The sequence below is a fragment of the Paenibacillus mucilaginosus 3016 genome (assembly GCF_000250655.1).
In the GTDB taxonomy this organism is placed as follows: domain Bacteria; phylum Bacillota; class Bacilli; order Paenibacillales; family NBRC-103111; genus Paenibacillus_G; species Paenibacillus_G mucilaginosus.
This window is the reverse complement of sequence record NC_016935.1, coordinates 7,669,333-7,692,787: the sequence shown is the minus strand read 5'-3', so window position 1 is coordinate 7,692,787 and position 23,455 is coordinate 7,669,333. Positions and strand designations below refer to the sequence as shown.

Annotated in this window: 18 protein-coding genes, 2 rRNA genes and 2 pseudogenes; 10 read left to right on the top strand and 12 right to left on the bottom strand. The window is 57.8% G+C overall.

Annotation, left to right across the window (positions count from 1 at the left end):
- Positions 1–18 precede the first annotated feature (18 nt).
- The 3 genes from PM3016_RS31935 to PM3016_RS31925 all read left to right on the top strand — a co-directional run bounded on the left by PM3016_RS31935 (position 19) and on the right by PM3016_RS31925 (position 2,349).
- Positions 19–897 carry a transporter substrate-binding domain-containing protein gene (locus PM3016_RS31935; protein WP_013920577.1) on the top strand — a complete coding sequence of 293 codons (879 nt, stop codon included), beginning with the start codon at positions 19–21 and terminating at the stop codon, positions 895–897.
- Positions 898–1,059: 162 nt separating this feature from the next.
- On the top strand, positions 1,060–1,668 hold the full coding sequence (locus PM3016_RS31930; protein ID WP_049819118.1) for an amino acid ABC transporter permease: 609 nt from the start codon (positions 1,060–1,062) through the stop codon (positions 1,666–1,668).
- A 24-nt stretch (positions 1,669–1,692) separates the two neighbouring features.
- On the top strand, positions 1,693–2,349 hold the full coding sequence (locus tag PM3016_RS31925) for an amino acid ABC transporter permease (protein WP_014372233.1): 657 nt from the start codon (positions 1,693–1,695) through the stop codon (positions 2,347–2,349).
- Positions 2,350–2,473: 124 nt separating this feature from the next.
- Here the strand turns inward: PM3016_RS31925 and PM3016_RS38980 are convergent, their stop codons facing one another.
- On the bottom strand, positions 2,474–2,614 hold the full coding sequence (locus PM3016_RS38980; protein WP_013920574.1) for a hypothetical protein: 141 nt from the start codon (positions 2,612–2,614) through the stop codon (positions 2,474–2,476).
- A 176-nt stretch (positions 2,615–2,790) separates the two neighbouring features.
- On the opposite strand from PM3016_RS38980, the gene PM3016_RS31920 reads away from it, so the two are divergent.
- Positions 2,791–3,198, top strand: coding sequence for a hypothetical protein (locus PM3016_RS31920; RefSeq protein ID WP_014372232.1), 408 nt, complete (start codon positions 2,791–2,793; stop codon positions 3,196–3,198).
- 146 nt (positions 3,199–3,344) lie between these two features.
- Here PM3016_RS31920 and PM3016_RS31915 read toward each other — a convergent pair whose 3' ends face one another.
- From PM3016_RS31915 to PM3016_RS38975, 8 genes and pseudogenes are all read right to left on the bottom strand, one after another.
- Complete coding sequence (locus PM3016_RS31915; RefSeq protein ID WP_014372231.1) at positions 3,345–4,124, bottom strand: hypothetical protein; 780 nt, start codon at positions 4,122–4,124, stop codon at positions 3,345–3,347.
- 205 nt (positions 4,125–4,329) lie between these two features.
- Entirely contained in the window at positions 4,330–5,361 is a 1,032-nt protein-coding gene (locus tag PM3016_RS31910; RefSeq protein WP_014372230.1) for a M23 family metallopeptidase, read from the bottom strand.
- Between the two features lie 104 nt (positions 5,362–5,465).
- Positions 5,466–6,965 (bottom strand): phospholipase D family protein, encoded by a 1,500-nt coding sequence (locus PM3016_RS31905; protein ID WP_014372229.1) that lies wholly within the window; start codon positions 6,963–6,965, stop codon positions 5,466–5,468.
- Positions 6,966–7,146: 181 nt separating this feature from the next.
- Entirely contained in the window at positions 7,147–8,142 is a 996-nt protein-coding gene (locus PM3016_RS31900; protein ID WP_013920568.1) for an ABC transporter permease, read from the bottom strand.
- Between the two features lie 9 nt (positions 8,143–8,151).
- Positions 8,152–8,823 (bottom strand): annotated as a pseudogene (locus PM3016_RS41625) (ATP-binding cassette domain-containing protein); the annotation flags it as partial.
- A 321-nt stretch (positions 8,824–9,144) separates the two neighbouring features.
- Positions 9,145–9,696 (bottom strand): annotated as a pseudogene (locus PM3016_RS41620) (ATP-binding cassette domain-containing protein); the annotation flags it as partial.
- Between the two features lie 107 nt (positions 9,697–9,803).
- Positions 9,804–10,904, bottom strand: coding sequence for a sugar ABC transporter substrate-binding protein (locus PM3016_RS31890; RefSeq protein WP_013920566.1), 1,101 nt, complete (start codon positions 10,902–10,904; stop codon positions 9,804–9,806).
- 235 nt (positions 10,905–11,139) lie between these two features.
- Positions 11,140–11,292 carry a hypothetical protein gene (locus tag PM3016_RS38975; RefSeq protein ID WP_013920565.1) on the bottom strand — a complete coding sequence of 51 codons (153 nt, stop codon included), beginning with the start codon at positions 11,290–11,292 and terminating at the stop codon, positions 11,140–11,142.
- 171 nt (positions 11,293–11,463) lie between these two features.
- On the opposite strand from PM3016_RS38975, the gene PM3016_RS31885 reads away from it, so the two are divergent.
- From PM3016_RS31885 to PM3016_RS31870, 4 genes are all read left to right on the top strand, one after another.
- Complete coding sequence (locus PM3016_RS31885; RefSeq protein WP_014372227.1) at positions 11,464–12,393, top strand: protease complex subunit PrcB family protein; 930 nt, start codon at positions 11,464–11,466, stop codon at positions 12,391–12,393.
- A 235-nt stretch (positions 12,394–12,628) separates the two neighbouring features.
- Positions 12,629–13,420: an alpha/beta fold hydrolase gene (locus tag PM3016_RS31880; protein WP_014372226.1), complete on the top strand. Its 792-nt coding sequence runs from the start codon at positions 12,629–12,631 to the stop codon at positions 13,418–13,420.
- A 195-nt stretch (positions 13,421–13,615) separates the two neighbouring features.
- Positions 13,616–14,836 (top strand): FAD-dependent monooxygenase, encoded by a 1,221-nt coding sequence (locus PM3016_RS31875; RefSeq protein WP_014372225.1) that lies wholly within the window; start codon positions 13,616–13,618, stop codon positions 14,834–14,836.
- A 141-nt stretch (positions 14,837–14,977) separates the two neighbouring features.
- A complete protein-coding gene (locus PM3016_RS31870) occupies positions 14,978–15,406 on the top strand; it encodes a thiol-disulfide oxidoreductase DCC family protein (RefSeq protein ID WP_014372224.1) in 429 nt (142 codons plus the stop codon).
- A gap of 38 nt (positions 15,407–15,444) precedes the next feature.
- Here the strand turns inward: PM3016_RS31870 and PM3016_RS31865 are convergent, their stop codons facing one another.
- The 3 genes from PM3016_RS31865 to PM3016_RS31855 form a co-directional block, all read right to left on the bottom strand.
- Complete coding sequence (locus PM3016_RS31865) at positions 15,445–15,939, bottom strand: hypothetical protein (RefSeq protein ID WP_013920560.1); 495 nt, start codon at positions 15,937–15,939, stop codon at positions 15,445–15,447.
- 225 nt (positions 15,940–16,164) lie between these two features.
- Positions 16,165–17,409 carry an ABC transporter permease gene (locus PM3016_RS31860; RefSeq protein ID WP_014372223.1) on the bottom strand — a complete coding sequence of 415 codons (1,245 nt, stop codon included), beginning with the start codon at positions 17,407–17,409 and terminating at the stop codon, positions 16,165–16,167.
- Positions 17,406–18,155, bottom strand: a complete 750-nt coding sequence (locus PM3016_RS31855; RefSeq protein ID WP_014372222.1) for an ABC transporter ATP-binding protein — start codon at positions 18,153–18,155, stop codon at positions 17,406–17,408. The genes PM3016_RS31860 and PM3016_RS31855 overlap by 4 nt, the downstream gene beginning before the upstream one ends.
- 533 nt (positions 18,156–18,688) lie before the next feature.
- Here PM3016_RS31855 and PM3016_RS31850 point away from each other — a divergent pair.
- Positions 18,689–20,225, top strand: a 16S ribosomal RNA gene (locus PM3016_RS31850).
- A gap of 268 nt (positions 20,226–20,493) precedes the next feature.
- A 23S ribosomal RNA gene (locus PM3016_RS31845) occupies positions 20,494–23,426 on the top strand.
- The 16S and 23S rRNA genes sit together here, the layout of an rRNA operon.
- Positions 23,427–23,455 lie beyond the last annotated feature (29 nt).

The following is a 23,455-nucleotide window of genomic DNA, read 5'->3' as shown; positions in this document are numbered from 1 at the left end:
AGAGAGGGGTAATTCAGTATGATGAAGAACAAATGGGTTTCGATCGGGATGACGCTCTGCCTGGTACCCGCCCTGCTGGTAGGGTGCGGCACGAAGACAAATGAAACGAGCCAGGGGGCCGGCGGGGGAACTCCGGCAGCTGACACGACGAAGCCGGCGGATTCGACGGCACCGGCAGGAGGGGGCGCGCTCGAAGCGATCAAGGCCCGCGGCAAGCTCGTAGCCGGCGTCAAGTACGATACGAAGCTGTTCGGTCTCAAGGACCCGGCCACGAACAAGGTGGAAGGCTTTGACATTGACATGGCGAAGGCGCTCGCGAAGAAGATCTTCGGCGACGAGAGCAAGCTGGAGCTGAAGGAAGTCACGTCGAAGACGCGGATTCCGATGCTGAACCAGGGCGAGATCGACATCATCATCGCGACGATGACGATCAACGAAGAGCGCAAGAAGCAGGTTGACTTCACGGACGTCTACTTCAAGGCCGGCCAGTCCCTGCTCGTGAAGAAAGGCAGCCCGATCAAGTCCGTCACGGATCTCAAGAAGGGCAATAAAGTGCTTGCGGTCAAAGGCGCCACCTCCGGCGCGAATGTCAAGGCCAAGGCTCCGGACGCAACGGTTCTCGAGTTCGACAACTACCAGGATGCCTTCACCGCGCTCAAAGCGGGCCAGGGCGACGCGCTGACTACGGACAACGCGATTCTCTACGGTATGGTGAAGCAGGATCCGAACTTCGAGGTCGTCGGCGGCACATTCACGGATGAGCCTTACGGCATGGCGATCAAGAAGGGCGACGCGGAGTTTGTGAAGTACGTCAACACGTTCCTCAGCGACATGAAGGCCAGCGGAGAATACGACAAGCTGTACGAACAGTGGATCGGGGAAAAGCCGGCGAAATAACAGAAACCGGACTGCAATATGGGGTAGGATGGACCCGGGATCCGGGCTTCGTCCTACCTTTTCTCCTTACATAGGGGAGGATCAGGATACATAGGGAGGGGGAGGAAGAACGTGGAGAGCTTACTCCAGTGGAATATCTTATTCGAGCATTGGGACACCTACATGCAGGGGTTCGGCAACACGGTGAAGGCGAGTCTGATCGCTTTGGTCGCCAGCTTTATACTGGGTGCGGTCATCGCCGTCTTCCGGATCTCGCCGGTCAAGCCGCTGAACTGGTTCGGCGCCGCTTATGTCGAGTTTTTGCGGAACATTCCGCTGCTGCTTATTGTACTGCTCATTTTTCTTGCGGGTCCGAATTTCGGGCTGTCCTTCATCGACGGCTTCGTGGCCGGTACCCTTGCTCTCTCCATCTATACCTCGGCGTTCATCGCTGAAGCGATCCGGGCGGGCATCCAGGCTGTGCCGAAGGGGCAGATGGAAGCGGGACGCTCCTCCGGTCTGACCTACATCCAGACCATGCGCTACATTATTCTGCCGCAGGCGCTGCGGATCGTGATTCCGCCGCTCGGCAACCAGTTCCTGAACCTCGTCAAAAATTCCTCCGTCCTCGGTGTGGTGGCGGGGCTCGATCTCATGTACTTCGGCGATATCATTTCATCCCAGGTCTTCGTCACCTTCAGCGTGTATATTTTCGTAGCGATGTTCTATCTTGTACTTACCATTCCGATCTCCTTCGGCGTACGCTATCTGGAGAAACGGCTTGCACGCTAAGACCAGAGGAAAGGAGGAACCCCCATGGACTTTACCGGAGCTTATGCACCGGAGAATATGCGGTTTTTGATGCAGGGGCTGTATGTAACTCTCAAAGTGGCCTTCTTCTCCACCATCTTCGCCTTCCTGATCGGCTCCCTTGTGGGAACGCTCCGTTTCGCGCGCATTCCGGTGGTGGCGCAGGTGCTGGCCGTCTTGGTAGAAATCGTCCGGAATCTGCCGCTGCTGCTCATCATCTTCTTCACCCGGTTCGCGCTGCCTGAGGCAGGTCTCAAGGTGTTCCAGAATGCGGAATATGCGGCGATTGTAGCCCTTACCGTCTTCGAGGCGGCGATGATCTCGGAGATTGTCCGAAGCGGACTGCAGTCGATCGAGAGGGGCCAGATGGAGGCGGCACGCTCGTCGGGTCTGACTTACGTACAGGCGCTCTGGTATATCCTGCTGCCTCAGGCGATGCGCCGTATGGTGCCTCCAATGGTCAGCCAGTTCATCTCGCTGCTCAAGGATACCTCCCTGGCCACAGTGATCGTGCTGGCTGAGCTGACGCACCACATGCAGCTGATCGCCGCGAAGAACGCCAACTGGGTCATCCCGATCTTCATTCTCGGGGCACTCATCTACTTTGTAGTGAACTATGCGCTGTCCATTCTCGCCAAGAGGCTCGAAGCCAGACAAGTCTGAGGAATTCCAAGAGGCTGCACAAAAACCGTCCGCACACAGCGCCAGGAGCGCCGGAATGCCGGACGGTTTTTTGGTATTGCGGGAGGAAAATGGGTTCGTCGTGAAAGGCAGCGCAGCGAAAGCCTTAAGAGCGCTTGTCCGTATCGCAGGCTTCGGCGGCTTCCCGCGACACCGTATCGTCTGCGAGCTTCTCGCCGAACTGGTCGAGCCGTCCCGGATGGCCGGCCGGTCCGCGGTTTTTCGGTTTGCTGTTGCGTCCTGTCATGATGATTCACCTCCAGCTTTAGCGTGCCAAGAACGGAAGGGCGCTATTCCCGCGGGAGTGCGGGGAGCAGCCGGATGGTCCTGCTTGAAGAGGGACAAACTGGGGTAAAAGAAGGTACATGTAGCGGCACCTGCATCAGCAGCGGTACAGCCAATTCCCTTAAGGAGTGATGAACGATGATGATTCCGATCGAAGCTTACTTTCATACCGAGAATGATGCGGAAGACGTACGAATCAAGCTGCAGGCTTACCCGGTGGATTCCATTGAGGTAGGCGAGCTTGCGGAGCCCCTGGACCGGGGCGTCCCGCTCCTGCTCCCGTTTGCCCTGGCAGGCGGGACGACGGGAACGGCGACGGGAGCCGGCTACCTGGGCGGAGTCGGCGCGGTGAATACCGGCGCGGATGCAGCGGGAGCCTATGTCGGCCTGCGCACGGCGGATGACGCTCTTCACGACCGCGACGGGGATGGAAGAGACGACAGAGAGCTGAGGTATGTGCTGACGGCGAATATCGGTTCGGAGGCTTACGAAGAAGTCGTCGATCTGCTCCGCCGCAGCGGCGCGCATGTGCACAGACGGTCGTAGAGACGGGGCTGATGGGCGAGAACAATAAGGGAGACCCCCTTCCGGGGCCTCCCTTATTGTCATCCCACTCGGCAGCTGGCGTCCTCTACCCTACGATGAAGCCCCCAGCCTTTAGAAGGCTGAGGGTTCTTCATGCGTGCTGTTGCTCAGTGACGGGCTCGGTCATGGCCCTTCAAGAGACCGCCGGAAGCGAGCAGCCAGAGGGCGAAGACCGCGAGCAGAGCGGCTGCCCCCCAGGCGCTGTAGGCGATAACGGCTTCCGCCCGGTTGGCGACCCCCACGGCTGCGAGGGCCCATGCGATGACCAGGGCATAGGCCGGGTCGCGGAAGCGGAAGCCGACCAGCAGGCCGAGCAGCATAGCGGTCAAGATGCCGAGCACCGTCCAGGTCACGGGAGAGAGTCCGAAGCCGCCCCAGCCGAGCAGCTTGAGTCCGATGGCGATGTTAACCAGGGAGGCAACGGTAATCCAGCCCAGGTAGACGCTGAAGGGCAGCTGCACGAACCAGCGGATCGCCCTGTCCGGCGACCAGCCGTTCGGACGCGTATTCACGTAGGCCCCGATCAGTGAGAAAAGCAGCCCCAGCATGGCAAAGACGGAGGACACCGTATAGAGGTAATGCCACAGCAGGATCCAGGTGCAGTTGAAGAAACAGCTCACAAGAAACCAAGGGTTCGCCCCGAGGACTTCCTCCTGGTTCCGTTTGCCCGGCCACAGCTGAACGATAATGAACGCCACAAGCAGCGCATAGACCAGCCCCCAGATCGAGAAGGCGTACGAGGCGGGCGTGATCCGCACAGGGAACATGGCGGAGATCTGGCCGGTGGTCAGGTTGTTCAGCGGCAGGGCATTGGCCAGGTAATTGAGGATAAGGACGGCGAGCAGGCCGGCAACATTCAGCCAACGGATAATAACGTTTTTTTTCATAAAGACGCCTCCCAAGGAATAGATATACCTACGTTTAACCTATCAGGTGATAAGCGAATCGCAGCCGGTTGTCCTTCTAAGTATATGGAGGGGAGGAGTTTGGCATGCCAGGCAGGCCGAAGACTTCAATGTTAAGGATGCAATGGGAAAGAAACCGTCGGGGGCTCGAAAAACATTCCCTGGCGGTTCCTTCCCTATATGCTGGCTAACCCTGCCGCCCCATGCCGCGGACAAATTCCCCTCTGATGGGTTCTTTGCCGTGCAGAGGCCGGATGCGCAGCGACTGACCCTCTCCTGGTTCCGGGGAATTCTGAACTTGATAATGGATATGAGGCTCGGTCGAATTGCCGGAGTTCCCGCAGCGTCCGATGGTTTCCCCCCTCTTCACAGCCTGGCCGGGCTGAACCTTCACAGATCCCAGTTGAAGATGGGCCAGTACACTGTATTCGCCACCGCCGTGATCGATGACGACATAATTGCCGAATGGCCGGGCCGTATTGGTTGTCCCGCCGACGGGAGAGTTGTCAGGCACGGAGTCCAAGGTGCGTATTACCCTGCCGTCGGCCGGAGCAACGACTTCCCGGCCAAAGGCAAAGTAACTCTCAAGTTTGGCCGGGTCACCCGTGTATGTGGTGCCATCCCTTCGGGCAACGACCAGATCATAGGCATACCGCTGGCTTTCGTAAGGATAATGGTAATTCAGAAGCTCATTCGTTCCGCCCCAGAAGACAAACCAAGATCCTGTTACCGGCATGCGGTAGGCCGTACGGGTGAGACGGGCATCCGATTCCGGATGGGGAGTCAGAGGTTTCAGCAGGAGCCCCGTGATGCTGCCGTCCGGGGAGAAGACAGCCATGAGGCCCTTGGCTGCATCGGCATTGGCCCAAATGTACTGTGTCCCGACAGACAGGTCCACCTTGGTCAGCAGATGAAGAGAGCCTGTATCCCTGAAAAACTCCGTTCCGGCCTGCTCCAGCTCGGCGGCACTGAAGCTTGCCTGAAGCTCAGGACTCAGCTGTGCATAGATGCGTGCATAGTCGCCTTGGATGAAGGCATCCGGAAGCTTCTTCGGCCGAATCAACCGTTTCCCCAGCCCAGCGGGGGAGGAGAGATGGCTTCCGGCAGACACGGAAGCGGATTCGGAAGCAGGAACGGAACCGAGGGCATGTCCAGCTGGAAGTACGGCTAAGAGGAGCAGAGCCGTACCGGCGGCAGCACAAATCCACTGTTTTCTCACGCCAAAACACCTCTTTTTCCTTGATAAATGTAAAATAATTACATCCCTATTTTAGCATGAGGAGAGAGGCGGCACGAGTTTCAGTTGCGACTTATGAGCGGACATCAGAACGTAGTAAACCCGAGCCAGCCCTGCAGCTGGTAGACCAGCTTTTTGAGCGGGTACGTTTTTTCCTTGTAGGCCTCATAATCCAGTGTATAGCTTCCGTCCCGGTTGTCCCATAGCCGGTTGAAGTAGGCCTCCACGTTTCGGGAAACCTCGCTGTCGGCGGGGCCGGAGATAAGCAGATCCGTCTCGAGATTGAGGTCATCGAGATTGCGGGTCGTGAAGTTGGTGGAGCCGGAGAGGATCGACATCCGGTTCGCACCGGTCACCATCATCATTTTCGTATGATACTGCTCCTCGCCCGTATTGTACCACTTCACCTTGATGCGGCCGTCGGTCCCGTTCACAAGATCTTCGGCTACCGGGCGGTTCGGCAGCCCGATCTTCTCATTGCCGAAGGCATTCTGGTTAGGGTCCAGGATCAGCCGGATCTCCGCTCCGCGGTTCGACGCTTCCCTCAGCGCCTTCAGCACATCGGGGTCAGCCAGATAGAACATGCCCATCCAGACGGTGTTCCCGCTGCCGGCTTCGGAGAGCAGGTGCAGCAGGTGGGCGTTGACCTTCCCTTCGGTCAGCAGACGTACGCTCAGAGCACCGCTGTCCGCACCTTCGCTCGGCGCATACTCCGGGAAGGAAGCGCCTCCCCCGAGATTCGCAGCCGCCTGCTCGGAAGCGAGCACATCGGCAATGATCGGGCCGCCGACCGCGAAGGCAGCGTTGGAATGCTTCGCACTGGCATCGTGCACATTCCCTGAGGAGACGATGGCAATGTCCTCGGTGGCGATGACCTTGCGGTGGTTCGCTTTTACGTTGAACAGATTGGCATACGAGCGGACGGTCATGTCGGGCGCCGTATCGGCCATCGGGTTGCTGACCCAGCCGCGGCCTTCCGTGCCGTAGGGACGGAAAAAGATGCGCCACAGCGCCGAGTAGAGAGGTGTAGAGTCCCGCAGGGGGTCCGTATCCGTGATAACCGTCTGTACGCCTGCGGCCTTCAGCCGTTCTAGCTCTGGCGATGGGTGCGAGCCGTAGGACGTGTTGACCTCATCCGTAATGAAAACCGCATTCAGCTTCGGGTTCTGCTGCTTGCGCTGAATGAGCTTCTGCGTCAGCTGTTCCGTGATCTTGGGGAACAACTGGCCTTCATTCACATAGCTGTTAAAGAGGAACATATCGATGACCACGAACGAATCGGCTTCATCGATCGCCTGCAGGATCCGTTTCAAGATGGTCTCCTCCCGCATCTCCTTGTTTCCGGTCTTGTCTTTATAGGTCAAATCATAGAGAAACTCCACCGAGTCGGTCCGGTGGACGGGACCTTCATACGAGAGGCCCGGTGGCAGAGGCTTGCGGCTGTTATAGATCAGGACGGCGGTCACCATTACGATCAGGAGGACCGCCAGGGAGCGCAGGATCCAGCGAATCACGTGTACGGTATCGCGGCGCGGGGCAGGTGCCGGCTGCCCGCCGGCCGGACGAGGGGGCGGTTGGTTGGCCATGGCTATCGCTCCGTTTCTGCAAGAGTAGGATTGTACCCTATTTAAAGCAAAAGGCGGGGGATGAAGCAGCAGGCGAGAGGTGGGGCGGATGGAGGCAGGAGACAATACACATCAAAGCAGAACAAAAAAACGGAGGGTCACTTGGACCGCTCCGCCTTTTTTACAAGAGATAGAGATAGATTCAGGAAGACCTGCGCCGGGAAAGGTGAATGAACGTTGCTGCGAGGGCTGCCACCAGCACTGCGCCTTTGATGATATCGAAGGCGTAGTAAGGGAGATTCAGCATCGTCAGTCCGTTGAGCAGTACGCCGATCAGGACGGCGCCGAAGAAGGTGCCGATGACGTTCGGCTTGCCGGCTCCAAGTACGGAGTAGCCGACGAATACGGCGGCCACAGCCTCCATCAGCAGCGGGGAGCCCGCGTCAATCTGGCCGGAGCCCACCCGTGCGGAGAAGAGGATGCCCCCGACGGCGGCGAACACGCCGGAGAGCACATAAGCCAGCGTGCGGACCCGGTTCACGGCGATCCCGGAGAGACGGGCCGCTTCCCGGTTGCCGCCGGTAACATACATTTGGCGGCCCCAGCGCGTGTAGGTGAGGAACACATGCACGAGGATGACGGCTCCGATCATGAGCAGCACGGGGACCGGAATGCCGAGCAGTTTGCCTTGGCCGATCCACAGGAACTCGCTTGTGAACTTGCCAGGCGCCTTGGTGCCGTCGGTCATCTGCATGTTGTTGTAGATCGAGAAGCCCTTCGTGTAGGTCTTGTGGACGCCGCCGATGATATACATCACGGCCAGTGTGGCCAGCAGATCCGGAATCCGGATCTTGACGATGAGCAGGGCGTTGAGCAGCCCGACAAGAACCCCGATGAGCAGCGGGAGTGTCAGCACGGCGATCAGCGGCATCTGGTACCAGACCATGAGCGTGGCCGTGACGACTGTGGTGAGAGAGACCGTGGACCCGGCCGACAAGTCGAAGCCGTCGACGATCTGCGAGAAGGTGACGCCTATCGCGATGAAGGTCACGATCGAGATGGAACGGAGAATATCCGCCATATTGTCGTAGGACAGGAAGTTCTCGTTAAGAAGGGAAAAGATGACGATAACCCCGGCAATGACAAGCAGGGCGCCGTATCGGTATAGGTAGTCCAGCTTGGTCGTATTCGTATTCATGTGTGCAGATTAAGCCTCCCCGCTGCTTGCATAGTACAGAATTTGCTCCTGAGTCGCCTCGCTGCGCTGCAGCTCCTTGACGACCCTGCCGTAGCTCATGACGAGGATACGGTCGGCGATGCCGAGAATCTCCGGAATTTCGCACGAAAAATAAATGATGCCGTTGCCTTCTCCGGCGAGCCGGCCGATGAGCCGGTAGATGTCGCTCTTCGCTCCGACGTCGACGCCTTTGGTCGGTTCGTCGAACAGGTATACCTTGGCTCCCGTAGGCAGCCATTTGCCGACCGCGACCTTCTGCTGGTTGCCGCCGCTGAGGTGCTGGACGAGCTGCTCCCGGTGCGGCGGCTGGATGCCGAGCTCGGCGATCCGCTCCTCGGCGTTCGAGATCTCCCGCTTCCGCGAGACGAAGCCGAGCCGGCTGAAGGACTTCAGCAGCGGCAGCGCCAGGTTGCTCATCACCGACTGGGAGACGAGCACGCCCTGCTTGCGCCGCTCCTCCGGAATGAGCGCGATCCCGGCCCGCACGGCATCCGTCGGCGAGGACAGCCGCAGCGGCTGCCCGCCGAGCCGGATCTCGCCGCCTTCAAGCGGGTCCGCGCCGAAGAGCAGGCGCGACAGCTCGGTCTTGCCGGCGCCGACGAGCCCGACGACGCCGAGAATCTCGCCGCGGCGCACGGTCAGGTCGACCCCGCGCACCTTCGTGCCGAAGGTCAGGCCGCGCGCTTCGAGCACCGTGTCCCCGATTGGCACGACGGCCTTCGGGAACTCCTCCTCGAACGGCTTGCCGAGCATCTCTTCGATGACGCGGTGGGCGTCCGTCTCCGGGGCCGGCTTCGTGGAGATGCGGCGCCCGTCCCGCATGACGGTGACACGGTCGGCGATCCGGAACACTTCGCCGAGCCGGTGCGAGATGAAGATACAGCCTACGCCGTCGGCCTTGAGCCGGTTCATCAGGGCAAAAAGCTGTTCGGCTTCCTCGCCGCTGAGCGGTGCGGTCGGCTCGTCGAAGATGAGGAAGCGGGCCTTCTGGGCGAGGGCCCGTCCGATCAGGACGAGCTGCTTCTCGGCGATGGACAGGGAACCCGCCTGGGCCCTCACGTCGAGGCCGGAGAGGCCGAGATCGCCGAGCACGCGGGAAGCTTCCTTCTCCAGCGCGCTCCACTGCAGCCAGCCGGGACCGGAGGTCAGGCGGTCCAGCATGATGTTCTCTGCGACGGAGAGTGTCGGCACAAGGGCTGTGTCCACCTCCTGGTACACGCACTGAATGCCGCTGCGGATGGCGTCGATGGGCGCCTGTATGGACAGGCGCTGTTCTCCGATGAGCACTTCGCCGCCGTCGGGGACATAAGCTCCGGACAGCACCTTCATGAGCGTGCTTTTGCCCGCCCCGTTCGCGCCGAGCAGGGCGTGAATCTCGCCCGGCCGGACGTCGAAGTCGACGCCCTGCAGGGCCAATACGCCGGGGAACGATTTCGTGATGGACTTCATCTGCAGCAGCCCCTCCGTTGGAAGAGGGCTCTGGTGAGGAAGCCGGTCATTGGACGATGCGGTCATGGATGGAGTACGCGTCCCTTCATCGGTATGGGCCGTGGACCGGGCGGCAGGACCGCCGGCCCTGATAAGCAAAATCCCACCGGAGCGGTGCCGGTGGGATGGTGTCATTACTTCGCGGCAGGCGTTTCGGCCGCTTTGAGCCAGTCGGTGTATCCCTGCTGGCTGTTGCCCCAGCCTTTGACATGCTCGCTGAGCTGAGCCGTGGAGATCTGTTCCTTCGGCAGCTGGTCGCGGGCGACGAAGACCGGCTCGAGGACGACCTTGTCCGGCGTCTGGTCGCCGTGCAGCTTCTGGTACAGGTAGCGGACCTGAATGCGTCCGATGTCCTTCGGATCAACCGCGGAGGAAGCGATCCAAGGGCTGTTCGGATCCTGGATCATCTGCAGATCCTCGTCGCTCATGTCAATGCCGTAGACCTTGATTTCGGTACGGCCTGCCTGCTGGATGGCACGGGCAGCGCCTTTGGCGAATTCATCCCAGGAAGCCCAGACAGCGGCGATATCGCCTTTGTTCGGATACTTCTTCAGGATGGCTTCCATCTGCGCCTGCGTATCCAGCGCGGTGTTCTGCGAAGCGGCGCCGAAGGCGGCGACTTCCTTGATGTCCTTATACTTGTCCTGGAATGCCTTGTAGGCGATCTGGCGGCGTTCCATCGGAGCGAAGCCGGCTACCCAGATCTTCACGATGTTGCCTTTGCCGCCGATATCGGAAGCGAGGCGCTCGAGGGTGGCTTCCGCCATCTTCGCATCATCCTGCTGAAGAACGGTAACGCCCGGCACGTTGATGTCGCCGTCGAAGGCCACGACCGGAATCTTGCGCTCGATGGCTTTTCTCACGCCGGCTTCGAGGGCTTCCGCCGTACCGTGGTCGATCAGGATGCCGTCGACTTTCTGGTTGATCGCCGCATCCAGGTTGGAGGACATCTTGGCGAGGTCGCCGTCGGCAGGGGTGACGGTCACTTTGCCGCCGAGTTTCTCTACCTGCTCCTTGACGCCTTCAATGTATTGGGCCGAGAAGGTCCCGAGGTTGATCTGCATGATCAGAGCGATTTTTTTGCCCGCCAGCGGGTTTGCCGTGTTGGCGCCGGCCGATGTGTTCTCACCGGCTGTGGTGCCTTCTGCCGCCGGCTTGGCGGTGCCGCAGGCTGCAAGGCTCACGGACAAGATGACCGTCAGCACGGACAGCATGCTTTTTTTCCAGAAACGCATGAATGATTCCTCCCCATTTCCTGTCTCAGATTATAATATAATTCCAATGGAATTACTGGTAATAGTACTGTATCATCCGCCCAACCGTTGGTCAATCCCTTAGGCGAATTTTGTCGGAATCCAGTAAATTCCATGCCAAAAAGCCCGTAAAGACTAAGCCTTCACGGACTTGAGGGGAAGGACGTAATAACGAACAGCCGCACGGTATCGTTACAGTAACTTGCCTGCGGGGTTGTTATAAGAGAAACGTCAGCGCAACGATGGCGACCGAGATATAGTGCAGAAGATCAAGCCAAGGCTTCTTGGGACGCTGGGCCAGGGAGAATATCATGTAGACCGCGCGGATGATAATGATGAGCAGGGCCGCTTGAAACAGGAGTTCAGGCATGGGAATCCCTCGCTTTCACCTGGATGTAGGTTCACTACCCAGTGTATGCGGCCGGTGTCCATCTTCATGACGGAATCCTGCGGGCGCTTGTACTGCAACAATTCGGGGCCGATCTGCGTCTGAAAGATAACTCCGGAGCAAATGACAGTTAAATAAGAGAGGTTGTTACTGATGACAAAGAAAACTGCTTATACATGGACGGCCGCCCTGTCGGCGGCGCTTCTGTTGACCGTTACCTTATCTTCTTCCGTGCTCGCCTTCGGTGATGTGTCGGGGGAGCAGGCTGCGCCGATTCTGGACCTGAAGGAGAGGGGAGTGGTGAGCGGGGTGGATCAGGACCGTTTCGTTCCCCAGGGGAAAACAACTTACGCCGAAGGCGTCGCTATGCTTGTCAAAGGCCTCAATCTCAATACCGATAACATGAAGTTCATCAAAGCGCCCGAGGCTTCCGACTATTTCACGAATGTGCCCAATGACGCCTGGTATGCGGACAGCTTCATCAAAGCGCACTTGAACGGCGTACCGCTGCCGAAGGATGTGAATCCGGCCGGCACGCTTACCCGCGAAGCCTTCGCCAATCTGCTGGTTCATGCCGTCGAAACCAAAGGGAACTTTCCGCTGATCAAGATGTATATCGCCTTCGCGGATGAGAGTGAGATCACTCCGGAGCTGGGCGGCGCTGTGCAGCGGCTGGTGCTGTACAAGTTCGCTACGGTCGGCGAAGACAGCAAATTTTATCCGAAGCGTGAGCTGACCCGCGGGGAGGCGGCCGTCTGGCTGCATAATGCCATCCGCTTCCTCGAGAATCACCAGGGACAGCCGGAGCCTGCTCCTGTACCCCAAGAAGAAGTTCAGGTGACGGTCGAAAAGGTGAACGACAGCGTGAACCGGGTCGTCCTGTCGAGGGGGCAGAAGCCGACGTCAGGCTATGGCATTGAGATCACCGGCATCCGTTTCGAAGGGGAGGGACGGGCGGTCGTGACTTACAAGCTGTCCGACCCGGCGCCGGACAGCATGAATGCCACGGTAATCACGGAGCCGAAGGCCGAGACCTACATTTCTTCGCAATACAAGCCGGCCGCTGAGCCGCAGGCCCAATAATTTCTTCGCCAACCAGGCTGCCGCCAACGATAGGATGCAAGTGTTCGTTCCACGGCCCCTGTCTCTCCACTTGGGGAGGCAGGGGCTTTTTAGCGCTGATGGAGCCCGGAAGCAGGACGGGCGGCTGTGCCGGTTCCGGTTCAAGTTCCCAGCCAGCGGGTAAAACGGGTATACTATCCAATAGCACCTTACGATGGACAACAGATGACGCATACAACGCGAAGGAGGATATAGGATGGAAAAGCTCGTGAAGGAAGTAAACGGAATCCGGCTGTCCTACAGGGACGCAGGGGAAGGGACGCCTGTCGTGCTGCTGCACGGCTTCTGCGGCTCTTCGGCTTATTGGGACGAGCTCGTTCCGCTGCTCGAAGGACGGTGCCGTCTGATCGTGCCGGATCTCCGCGGCCATGGGGATTCTTCCGCACCTGAAGGCCCCTATGCGATGGAAACGTTCGCAGAAGACATCGCCGGCTTTTTGAAGTCGCTTGATATAGGCCGGGCCGTAGTGCTGGGCCACTCGCTGGGCGGGTATATCACCCTGGCGCTGGCCGAACGCCATCCGGACCTGCTGCTCGGTTTCGGTCTCATTCATTCGACCCCGCTGCCAGACGATGACAAGGGCAAGGAAGGCCGCTTGAAGGCGATGGACACCATCCGGGAGCAGGGGCTGCCGGCCTTCATCGAAGGCCTTGTGCCGAAGCTGTTCGCGCCGGCCCATCTGGAGACGATGCCGCAGGCCGTAGCCAAGGCCAAAGAAATCGGCCTCGGGACGAGCCCGGAAGGAGCCGTACGGACGCTCGAAGGCATGCGGGCCCGTCCGGACCGCCGGAACGTTATCGAGGAAACGAAGCTGCCGGTCCTGCTCGTGGCCGGTACGGGAGACGGAGTCATTGCGCCGGAGAAGACCTTCGCGGCGGAAGGCGAGCGGACGACGAAGAGGCAGATCGACGGGGCGGGGCATATGAGCCTGGTGGAGGCGCCGGGCGAACTGGCGCAGGCGATCCTCGATTTTACCTCTGTAATGTAAGCAATGAGCATAGGAGGGCTCCGGAGAAACGGGGCCTTCTTTTTTTTGTTTATGTACCCATTTTTTGTTTATGTACCCATTGACGCAGGATGCCGAGAGGCATATACTGAAATCAATTAAAGTGAGTAATCACTCATTTTCACTGATACGGCATCCGGGTGATAACTCGCAACTCTACTGATGGGAGCGATGACCATGAGTCGTACGGTCGAAACCGATGTTTGCATTATAGGGGGCGGTCCGGCGGGGCTGATCCTTGGGATGATGCTTGCGAAGGCGGGGGTCCGCGTTTCGGTGCTTGAAAGTCAGCATGACTTTCACCGCGAATACCGGGGGGAAGTGCTGCAGCCCCGTTTTCTGCAGCTGATGGAGGAGCTTGGACTGAGATCCTATATCGAATCGCTTCCGAGCTCGAAGGTGCGTTCCGGTGCGTTTTATTATAAAGAAAAGCGGCTCGCCGAGTTTCAATTTGACCGTTTCTCCGAGGAAATCCCTTATGCGCTGTGGGTTCCGCAGCCCATCCTGCTTGGGGCACTGTATGAGAAGACCCGTGAGCTTCCGTCGTTCGACCTTCTCTTTCAGGCGTCCGTTACCGGTTTGTTGCAGGAAGAGGAGCGGGTCTGCGGAGTAAGGGTCGATACCCCTGACGGCGAGCTGACTGTGAGGGCGAAGGTGACTGTAGGCGCGGACGGACGTTTCTCGGCCGTACGGCGGCTTGGAGGGTTCGAGATGGAGTACGAGAACCATTCGGGCGACCTCATCTGGTTCAGTGTACCGCAACCGGCGGATTGGGGGGAAGGGCTGCGAATCAAGCTGACCGACGGTCATCCCATGATTATTCTGCCCAAGTACCCGGATCTGCTGCAGGTCGGTCTGGCGGTACCTCCCGGAGAATGGAGGGCGATCAAGAGCCGCGGGGTGGATGCGTTCCGGCGGGAGCTGCTGGGTGCCCACCCGGCTTTCCAATCCTTTGCTGAAGAGCTTCACGATTTCAAGCCCTTTGTGCTGCTGCAGGCGAAGACTTTCTTCGTGCGGGAATGGGCACGGGACGGCTGCCTGCTGATCGGGGATGCCGCCCACTGCGCTTCGCCGATCGGGGCGGTCGGCGTTTCGCTCTCCGCCGCCACGGCGGCGGCCGCGGCGGATGTAATCTACGGCGCGCTGCAGGACGGCGATGTCTCCGCCGCGCGGCTCGGCCTCGTACAGGAGCGGCGCAGCGGCGAGATGCGGTCCGTGCACCGTATCCAGGAACGGGGGGCGAAGGTGTTGTTCGCTTCCACGTCCTTCGTGCGGTCGCTTGCTCCCGTGATCATTTCGCTCGGTGGCCGGCTGAATCTGGTCTCCCGGCTTCAGCGGCGGATCTTGCTGCAGCCGGAGCCGCTGGGCGTTCACCCCCGGTTTCGGTTCGATGCGTAAGGGCTGCCTCCATTGGGGTAATAAGAGGTATGGATGGGATGTATTAAGATCGTGCCGGGTATAGTACAATGATAATCAGAGGAAGTACCGGGGAGTAGGATGAAAGAAAATGAATGACCCATGGGAAGGAGCGTGGAGCACATGAATGAAGAGCAAAGGATATCGGGGGAGCAGGAGTATGCCGTTATTTTTTATGACGGGGTATGCGGCTTCTGCCAGAAGATCGTGCAGTTTATTCTGCCCCGGGATCCCGAAGGGAAGTTTCGGTTCGTGGCGATTCAATCCGAATTCGGACGCAGGGTGCTTACGGAGCATGGTCTCGATCCTGAGGAGCTGAGCACCTTTGTGCTGCTGGACCGGGGAAAGATTTATACGAGATCAACGGCCGGCCTGCGGGTACTGCGCGAACTTGGCGGGCTGTGGAAGCTGCTGTATTTATTCATCATTGTACCAAGGCCGCTCAGAGATCTTGTTTACAAACTGATCGCAAGCAACCGGTACCGCCTGTTCGGACGGACCGACGCCTGCATGCTTCCGCGTCCTCAGGAGCGTGCCCGTTTCTTGGCTTAACGTTCGCAGAGGAGACGCTGTCAGCCTCTGTTCTTACGCTAAGCTCCCTCATTGAACTGCTCCGGTGCCGGTGTCCCGCCGCGCCGGAGTTTTTTGATTGCGCCGGACGCGCCGGCGGCAGCTGTCTCCATGAGCAGAAGCAGAAGCACCAGACCGGTCAGGGAGCTGACCACGGAGACGGGGGCCGTCCACCACTGTGCCGGCTGGGCAAAGTAAGGAATTAGCGCCACCGCAAGGATCGGGGGGGCATTCAAGTGAAATTTGCGGATCATCCAGATGGTCACGAGGGAGGTGCAGAGGAACGCTACGCCGCCGGCATGGGAGAAGTAGAAGCAGGAGCCGAGCAGGGAGGCTGTTGTTGCGCCTGCAATCAGCTTCAATAGATCCTTAACCGCGAAGGCCCGGGACACGAACAGATAAGAGAAGGCGCCGAGCGTAGGATAGAAGAGAGGCTTGAGCGCCGGGATATGTACGGAGATGTAGTAGATGACGAACAGATACAAGGAAATCGTAATGGTTTTTACATGATCCACGATACTCCCGCCTTTGATTATGGATATGCGGCACCACAGGATGCAGGCACCGTTTTCCATGATACTATGGAGAATTTCCGAACGTCAATGCAGTAAAATCAAAGCGCGTCCCGTGTCTGTGATTTACATTATAGACAGTATTCTTTTTACGGCGCAGCCCAACAAGCGCAGTCCGCTTCTGTCAGGAAGAGGCTGCGCTTATCAGCTCTATAGGTATTCTAAGCATCAGCTCCACTGCCGTTCCTTTCGCTGCCGCTTCGAATAGAGATACGACAGGAGCAGGGTCACGGCGAACCAGCCTGCCGAATAAAGCGGTGTCGGCATGGAGGCCAGCGAAGCAAGGGCCAGCAGGGCCAGACACAGGGCGTGAATCCGAAAGACGACGGTGGAGGCGGAACGGCTGCGAATTCCTTCGGGCAGCGGATAAATGAACGACCAGTCCGAGTGCCTGTACGCTTTTTGAAGCTCCTTGAGCTGTAGGGCGGTGAGCCCGGCGAACAACGCATAGAGGATCCCGGCCATCCAGGCGCCGCGTACGGCCGCCAGCAGGATGACGCCGAGCAGCGTCAAACGCACGGTGATCCCGAACCACTCCGAGCGCAGCCATACGAGGGTGTACAGATACCGGTACGTATCCTCAGGCCGGTGACGGAAGCCGCCGAGCACTCCGAGCCCTTTTTTGGGAGCATGGACGGAACGCGGCCGGCCCTGTACCGAAGGCACATCGATGAAGTTATTCAGCAGCCGAAAAGTCACGCCGCGGTGACGTCTCTCCAGCTCTACGAGGCGTGTCCAGTTCACTGCTCTGCTTCTTACAGGGTACAGGCAGCCGAGATAGATTAGCAGCAGGAGTGCGGCGGCCAGCGTTCCCTCCCACGCAGTCAGAACAGTGATCAGGTACACCGTGCCCGCCGCCACCAAGGTCCGGAGTGTGACATAGAAGGAGATCATCTTCTTCTCCGACAGCTTAAGTTCCAAGGACCGGCCGTAGAGCAGGACTTTCTTGACGGCGGCGAGCACGAGGAGGATATGGACGAACAGGAGAAGGCCGCTTTCTCCTGCGCCTTTAGCGTACAGCGGCCAGGCGGCGAGCCAAGACACGACGAGCAGCAGCAGCTGCAGGCGGAAGGCTCTGGAAGCCGCTTTGTCGAAATAAGCTGACATCCCGGTTTCCATCGGCATAAGGAAAATAAGATCGGCTTCTTTCATATAAGTGCGGATCGGGCTGAGCGCTGCGGCAGGCAGCAGGATACATGCGGCAAGCTCTTTGAATGGAAAGGACGGAGGGGCCGAAGTCAGCAGGTAATTGTAGCCGACCCCCGCACCGAGCATCAGCAGGATGACCGCCAGGGCGACACTCTGCAGGGCATAAACCAGATAAGGTCTAATTTCGGCCAGAAACCCCGCTGTCCGCCGGTTCCACAGCTCTTCCGGTGTCCTTGGGGCGGGAGCAGGTGCCGGGCCCTTCATGATTTGCACCCGTTCGGGCTGACGAGATGACAGAACACATCGTCCAGGGAAGCCCCCGGCATCCCCGCTTGGCTTCTCAGCGCGTCCATGTCTCCGGCAGCGGTCAGGACCCCTCCGTGCAGCAGCAGGAACCGGTCACCGTATTTCTCGATGGTCGACAGGATGTGAGACGAGATCAGAATGGCGGCACCGCTGTTCTTGACCTTCACCATAAGCTCCAGCAGAGATCGGATCCCCAGGGGGTCAAGACCCAGGAACGGCTCATCTATAATGTAGAGGCGCGGACGGACTAGGAAGGCGCTCATAATCATGACTTTTTGCTTCATGCCCTTCGAGAGGTGCGCGGACAGCCGGTTCGCATACACCGACATCTGGAACTCTTCCAGAAGCTCTTCAGCCCGCTCTTCGAATGCGGCTTCTTCGATGCCGTAGGCCATCGCAGCCATGGCCAGGTGCTCTTTCACCGTAAGCTCTTCATATAAAAGGGGACTTTCGGGCACATAGGCGTAGGTGCGTCTGTACGCGGTAGGATCTTCATCCAAACGGCGTCCCTGAAGGCGGATGGACCCGGAGTGGGGCTGCAGCAGTCCGAGAATATGCTTGATCGTCGTGCTCTTGCCGGCACCGTTCAAGCCGATCAGTCCGATCATTTCCCCTTCCCGGACATCAAAGGAAAGCTGATGCAGCACAGGCTTTTGGCGGCTGTACCCGCCCGTCAACTCCTCAACGGCAAGCAAGGATTCCATGGTTCAGCTCCTTTTGCGGTATAGATGAAAGATTAGGGTTAATTGCCTACTTGGAAAACATACACTCTTGCCCTGCCTTATGCAACTTTGCTGCATCATCCTTCCGGTCGGTTCGCCGCGGAGGCGTCAAGGGTCCGAAGATGCAGGGCAGGAAACAATTAGACACTTGCAATTCCTGTCCCATTTGTGGTAAATTAACTTTCGCTGTCGCATCAACTTCTTTACTAGTATTCACTGATCTGCACCAGCGGGTTCGTCCCCTGGAATGGAAAAAGAAAGTGCTTGTCAAAGAACTTCAAGTTGTGATAGAGTGTAAAACGTTGTCGAAACAAATGAAGCCGGTATGAAGCATTAGCGAAAATTAGCCGCTTGCTAGTAGGGACAACGATGTGGTAAGTTGATTGAGCTGCTTCGGCGGCCTGATGATTACGAACCAAGATTGCCCTTTGAAAACTGAACAACGAGTGAGTGTTAAATATAGAGACTCAGCGATGAGTTTCTGCCAAGCTTCAAAATGAGTCATCAGCTTTTCTTTAATGGAGAGTTTGATCCTGGCTCAGGACGAACGCTGGCGGCGTGCCTAATACATGCAAGTCGAGCGGAGCACTTCGGTGCTTAGCGGCGGACGGGTGAGTAACACGTAGGCAACCTGCCTGTAAGATCGGGATAACTACCGGAAACGGTAGCTAAGACCGGATAGCTGGTTTCGGTGCATGCCGGAATCATGAAACACGGGGCAACCTGTGGCTTACGGATGGGCCTGCGGCGCATTAGCTAGTTGGCGGGGTAACGGCCCACCAAGGCGACGATGCGTAGCCGACCTGAGAGGGTGATCGGCCACACTGGGACTGAGACACGGCCCAGACTCCTACGGGAGGCAGCAGTAGGGAATCTTCCGCAATGGGCGCAAGCCTGACGGAGCAACGCCGCGTGAGTGATGAAGGTTTTCGGATCGTAAAGCTCTGTTGCCAGGGAAGAACGTCGTGGAGAGTAACTGCTCTGCGAATGACGGTACCTGAGAAGAAAGCCCCGGCTAACTACGTGCCAGCAGCCGCGGTAATACGTAGGGGGCAAGCGTTGTCCGGAATTATTGGGCGTAAAGCGCGCGCAGGCGGTCTTTTAAGTCTGGTGTTTAAGCCCGGGGCTCAACCCCGGTTCGCACCGGAAACTGGAAGACTTGAGTGCAGGAGAGGAAAGCGGAATTCCACGTGTAGCGGTGAAATGCGTAGAGATGTGGAGGAACACCAGTGGCGAAGGCGGCTTTCTGGACTGTAACTGACGCTGAGGCGCGAAAGCGTGGGGAGCAAACAGGATTAGATACCCTGGTAGTCCACGCCGTAAACGATGAGTGCTAGGTGTTAGGGGTTTCGATACCCTTGGTGCCGAAGTAAACACAATAAGCACTCCGCCTGGGGAGTACGCTCGCAAGAGTGAAACTCAAAGGAATTGACGGGGACCCGCACAAGCAGTGGAGTATGTGGTTTAATTCGAAGCAACGCGAAGAACCTTACCAGGTCTTGACATCCCTCTGAAAGCCCTAGAGATAGGGCCCTCCTTCGGGACAGAGGTGACAGGTGGTGCATGGTTGTCGTCAGCTCGTGTCGTGAGATGTTGGGTTAAGTCCCGCAACGAGCGCAACCCTTGACTTTAGTTGCCAGCATTGAGTTGGGCACTCTAGAGTGACTGCCGGTGACAAACCGGAGGAAGGTGGGGATGACGTCAAATCATCATGCCCCTTATGACCTGGGCTACACACGTACTACAATGGCCGGTACAACGGGAAGCGAAGTCGCGAGATGGAGCGAATCCTTAGAAGCCGGTCTCAGTTCGGATTGCAGGCTGCAACTCGCCTGCATGAAGTCGGAATTGCTAGTAATCGCGGATCAGCATGCCGCGGTGAATACGTTCCCGGGTCTTGTACACACCGCCCGTCACACCACGAGAGTTTACAACACCCGAAGCCGGTGGGGTAACCCGCAAGGGGGCCAGCCGTCGAAGGTGGGGTAGATGATTGGGGTGAAGTCGTAACAAGGTAGCCGTATCGGAAGGTGCGGCTGGATCACCTCCTTTCTATGGAGATCATGGCCATGAAAATGGCCGGATCAAATATGGCAGCGCAAGCTGCATCGACCGCGCAAGCGGGACACTCACTCGTGTTCAGTTTTGAAAGGTGCAATACCTTTCAATAAAGAAGTTTGTTCCTTGAAAACTGGATATACGAAACAAACTAGCTGAAGTATCTAATGTTTTTTATTAGCTGCCTAGCGAGATGTTTTATTTTGGTAGTGACCTTTGAGTGAAGCTCAACGGAACGTAAAATAAAATCATCGAGCGATTTGGTTAAGCTATTAAGAGCACACGGAGGATGCCTAGGCACCAGGAGCCGAAGAAGGACGTGGCGAACAACGATAATGCCTCGGGGAGCCGTAAGCAGGCTTTGATCCGGGGATGTCCGAATGGGGAAACCCACATGTGGTAATTCGCATGTACCATGCAGTGAATACATAGCTGCATCGGAGGCAGACGAGGGGAACTGAAACATCTAAGTACCCTCAGGAAAAGAAAACAATAGTGATTCCGTCAGTAGCGGCGAGCGAAAGCGGAACAGCCCAAACCAAGGAGCTTGCTCCTTGGGGTTGTAGGACGTCAATGTGGGTTAAGCAGAGTAGGCGAACAGGTCTGGAAAGGCCGGCCAGAGTGGGTAAAAGCCCCGTAACTGAAATTCTGCGAACATCCTAGACGGATCCTGAGTACCGCGAGACACGTGAAACCTCGTGGGAAACCGGCAGGACCATCTGCCAAGGCTAAATACCTCCCCTGGTGACCGATAGTGAAGCAGTACCGTGAGGGAAAGGTGAAAAGAACCGCGGGAGCGGAGTGAAAAAGAACCTGAAACCGTGTGCTTACAAGAAGTCAGAGCCCGTTAATGGGTGATGGCGTGCCTTTTGTAGAATGAACCGGCGAGTTACGTTCCCGTGCGAGGTTAAGGTGAGAAGCCGCAGCCGCAGCGAAAGCGAGTCTGAATAGGGCGACATAGTACGTGGACGTAGACCCGAAACCGTGTGATCTACCCCTGTCCAGGGTGAAGGTGCGGTAACACGCACTGGAGGCCCGAACCCACGAATGTTGAAAAATTCGGGGATGAGGTGGGGGTAGCGGAGAAATTCCAATCGAACTCGGAGATAGCTGGTTCTCCCCGAAATAGCTTTAGGGCTAGCCTCGGGTTAGCGTTGCGGAGGTAAAGCACTGATTGGGTGCGGGGCCCGCCAAGGGTTACCAAGTCCAGTCAAACTCTGAATGCCGCAAACGTGATGCCCGGGAGTCAGACAGTGAGTGCTAAGATCCATTGTCAAGAGGGAAACAGCCCAGATCATCAGCTAAGGTCCCCAAGTGTGTGTTAAGTGGGAAAGGATGTGGAGTTGCACAGACAACCAGGATGTTGGCTTAGAAGCAGCCACCATTGAAAGAGTGCGTAATAGCTCACTGGTCGAGTGACTCTGCGCCGAAAATGTAACGGGGCTAAACACACCACCGAAGCTATGAGTCCAAGGTGCAAACTTGTTTGCACCCGGGCAGTAGGGGAGCGTTGTATGCGGGTTGAAGGTTGATCGTGAGGACAGCTGGACTGCATACAAGTGAGAATGCCGGTATGAGTAACGAAAAGATCAGTGAGAATCTGATCCGCCGAAAGCCTAAGGGTTCCTGAGGAAGGCTCGTCCGCTCAGGGTAAGTCGGGACCTAAGGCGAGGCCGAAAGGCGTAGTCGAAGGACAACAGGTTGAAATTCCTGTACCACCGTGAACCGTTATGAGCAATGGGGTGACGCAGAAGGATAGTGACGCGAGCTGATGGATGCTCGTCCAAGCAGTGAGGCTGATGTGCAGGCAAATCCGCACATCGATAAGGCTAAGCTGTGATGGGGAGGGAAATTTAAGTACCGAAGGTCATGAGTTCAGGCTGCCAAGAAAAGCCTCTAGCCAGGGAGAAGGTGCCCGTACCGCAAACCGACACAGGTAGGCGAGCAGAGCATGCTAAGGCGCGCGGAAGAACTCTCGTTAAGGAACTCGGCAAAATGACCCCGTAACTTCGGGAGAAGGGGTGCCTCGGTAGGGTGAATAGCCCGAGGGGGCCGCAGTGAAAAGGCCCAAGCGACTGTTTAGCAAAAACACAGGTCTGTGCGAAGCCGCAAGGCGAAGTATACGGGCTGACGCCTGCCCGGTGCTGGAAGGTTAAGGGGAGCGGTTAGGAGCAATCCGAAGCTGTGAACCGAAGCCCCAGTAAACGGCGGCCGTAACTATAACGGTCCTAAGGTAGCGAAATTCCTTGTCAGGTAAATTCTGACCCGCACGAATGGCGTAACGACTTGGGCGCTGTCTCGACGAGAGATCCGGTGAAATTTTAATACCTGTGAAGATGCAGGTTACCCGCGACAAGACGGAAAGACCCCATGGAGCTTTACTGCAGCTTGATATTGGACTTTGGTACGATCTGTACAGGATAGGTGGGAGCCTGAGAAGCCTGAGCGCCAGCTTGGGTGGAGGCGCCGTTGGGATACCACCCTGATCGTATCGGAGTTCTAACCTGGTACCGTGATCCGGTACGGGGACAGTGTCAGGTGGGCAGTTTGACTGGGGCGGTCGCCTCCTAAAGCGTAACGGAGGCGCCCCAAGGTTCCCTCAGAATGGTTGGAAATCATTCGAAGAGTGCAAAGGCATAAGGGAGCTTGACTGCGAGACAAACAGGTCGAGCAGGGACGAAAGTCGGGCTTAGTGATCCGGTGGTACCGAATGGAAGGGCCATCGCTCAACGGATAAAAGCTACCCTGGGGATAACAGGCTTATCTCCCCCAAGAGTCCACATCGACGGGGAGGTTTGGCACCTCGATGTCGGCTCATCGCATCCTGGGGCTGAAGTAGGTCCCAAGGGTTGGGCTGTTCGCCCATTAAAGCGGTACGCGAGCTGGGTTCAGAACGTCGTGAGACAGTTCGGTCCCTATCTGTCGCGGGCGCAGGAAATTTGAGAGGAGCTGTCCTTAGTACGAGAGGACCGGGATGGACGTACCGCTGGTGTACCAGTTGTTCCGCCAGGAGCACGGCTGGATAGCCAAGTACGGACGGGATAAGCGCTGAAAGCATCTAAGCGTGAAGCCCCCCTCAAGATGAGATTTCCCAGTATGTAAGACCCCTTGTAGACGACGAGGTTGATAGGTTCGGGGTGGAAGCGCGGCAACGCGTGGAGCTGACGAATACTAATCGGTCGAGGGCTTATCCACAAGCTTCCGCAAGGAAGCGGCGGCAATAT

What these genes read in the sequence shown, in the direction of transcription:
- PM3016_RS31925 (WP_014372233.1), top strand. Translation starts at nt 1,693, where the DNA reads ATGGACTTTACCGGAGCTTATGCACCGGAGAATATGCGGTTTTTGATG.
- PM3016_RS31875 (WP_014372225.1), top strand. Translation starts at nt 13,616, where the DNA reads ATGAGTCGTACGGTCGAAACCGATGTTTGCATTATAGGGGGCGGTCCG.
- PM3016_RS31885 (WP_014372227.1), top strand. Translation starts at nt 11,464, where the DNA reads ATGACAAAGAAAACTGCTTATACATGGACGGCCGCCCTGTCGGCGGCG.
- PM3016_RS38975 (WP_013920565.1), bottom strand. Translation starts at nt 11,292, where the DNA reads ATGCCTGAACTCCTGTTTCAAGCGGCCCTGCTCATCATTATCATCCGC.
- PM3016_RS31930 (WP_049819118.1), top strand. Translation starts at nt 1,060, where the DNA reads ATGCAGGGGTTCGGCAACACGGTGAAGGCGAGTCTGATCGCTTTGGTC.
- PM3016_RS31935 (WP_013920577.1), top strand. Translation starts at nt 19, where the DNA reads ATGATGAAGAACAAATGGGTTTCGATCGGGATGACGCTCTGCCTGGTA.
- PM3016_RS31915 (WP_014372231.1), bottom strand. Translation starts at nt 4,124, where the DNA reads ATGAAAAAAAACGTTATTATCCGTTGGCTGAATGTTGCCGGCCTGCTC.
- PM3016_RS31870 (WP_014372224.1), top strand. Translation starts at nt 14,978, where the DNA reads ATGAATGAAGAGCAAAGGATATCGGGGGAGCAGGAGTATGCCGTTATT.
- PM3016_RS38980 (WP_013920574.1), bottom strand. Translation starts at nt 2,614, where the DNA reads ATGACAGGACGCAACAGCAAACCGAAAAACCGCGGACCGGCCGGCCAT.
- PM3016_RS31900 (WP_013920568.1), bottom strand. Translation starts at nt 8,142, where the DNA reads ATGAATACGAATACGACCAAGCTGGACTACCTATACCGATACGGCGCC.
- PM3016_RS31905 (WP_014372229.1), bottom strand. Translation starts at nt 6,965, where the DNA reads ATGGCCAACCAACCGCCCCCTCGTCCGGCCGGCGGGCAGCCGGCACCT.
- PM3016_RS31920 (WP_014372232.1), top strand. Translation starts at nt 2,791, where the DNA reads ATGATGATTCCGATCGAAGCTTACTTTCATACCGAGAATGATGCGGAA.
- PM3016_RS31880 (WP_014372226.1), top strand. Translation starts at nt 12,629, where the DNA reads ATGGAAAAGCTCGTGAAGGAAGTAAACGGAATCCGGCTGTCCTACAGG.
- PM3016_RS31890 (WP_013920566.1), bottom strand. Translation starts at nt 10,904, where the DNA reads ATGCGTTTCTGGAAAAAAAGCATGCTGTCCGTGCTGACGGTCATCTTG.
- PM3016_RS31855 (WP_014372222.1), bottom strand. Translation starts at nt 18,155, where the DNA reads ATGGAATCCTTGCTTGCCGTTGAGGAGTTGACGGGCGGGTACAGCCGC.
- PM3016_RS31860 (WP_014372223.1), bottom strand. Translation starts at nt 17,409, where the DNA reads ATGAAGGGCCCGGCACCTGCTCCCGCCCCAAGGACACCGGAAGAGCTG.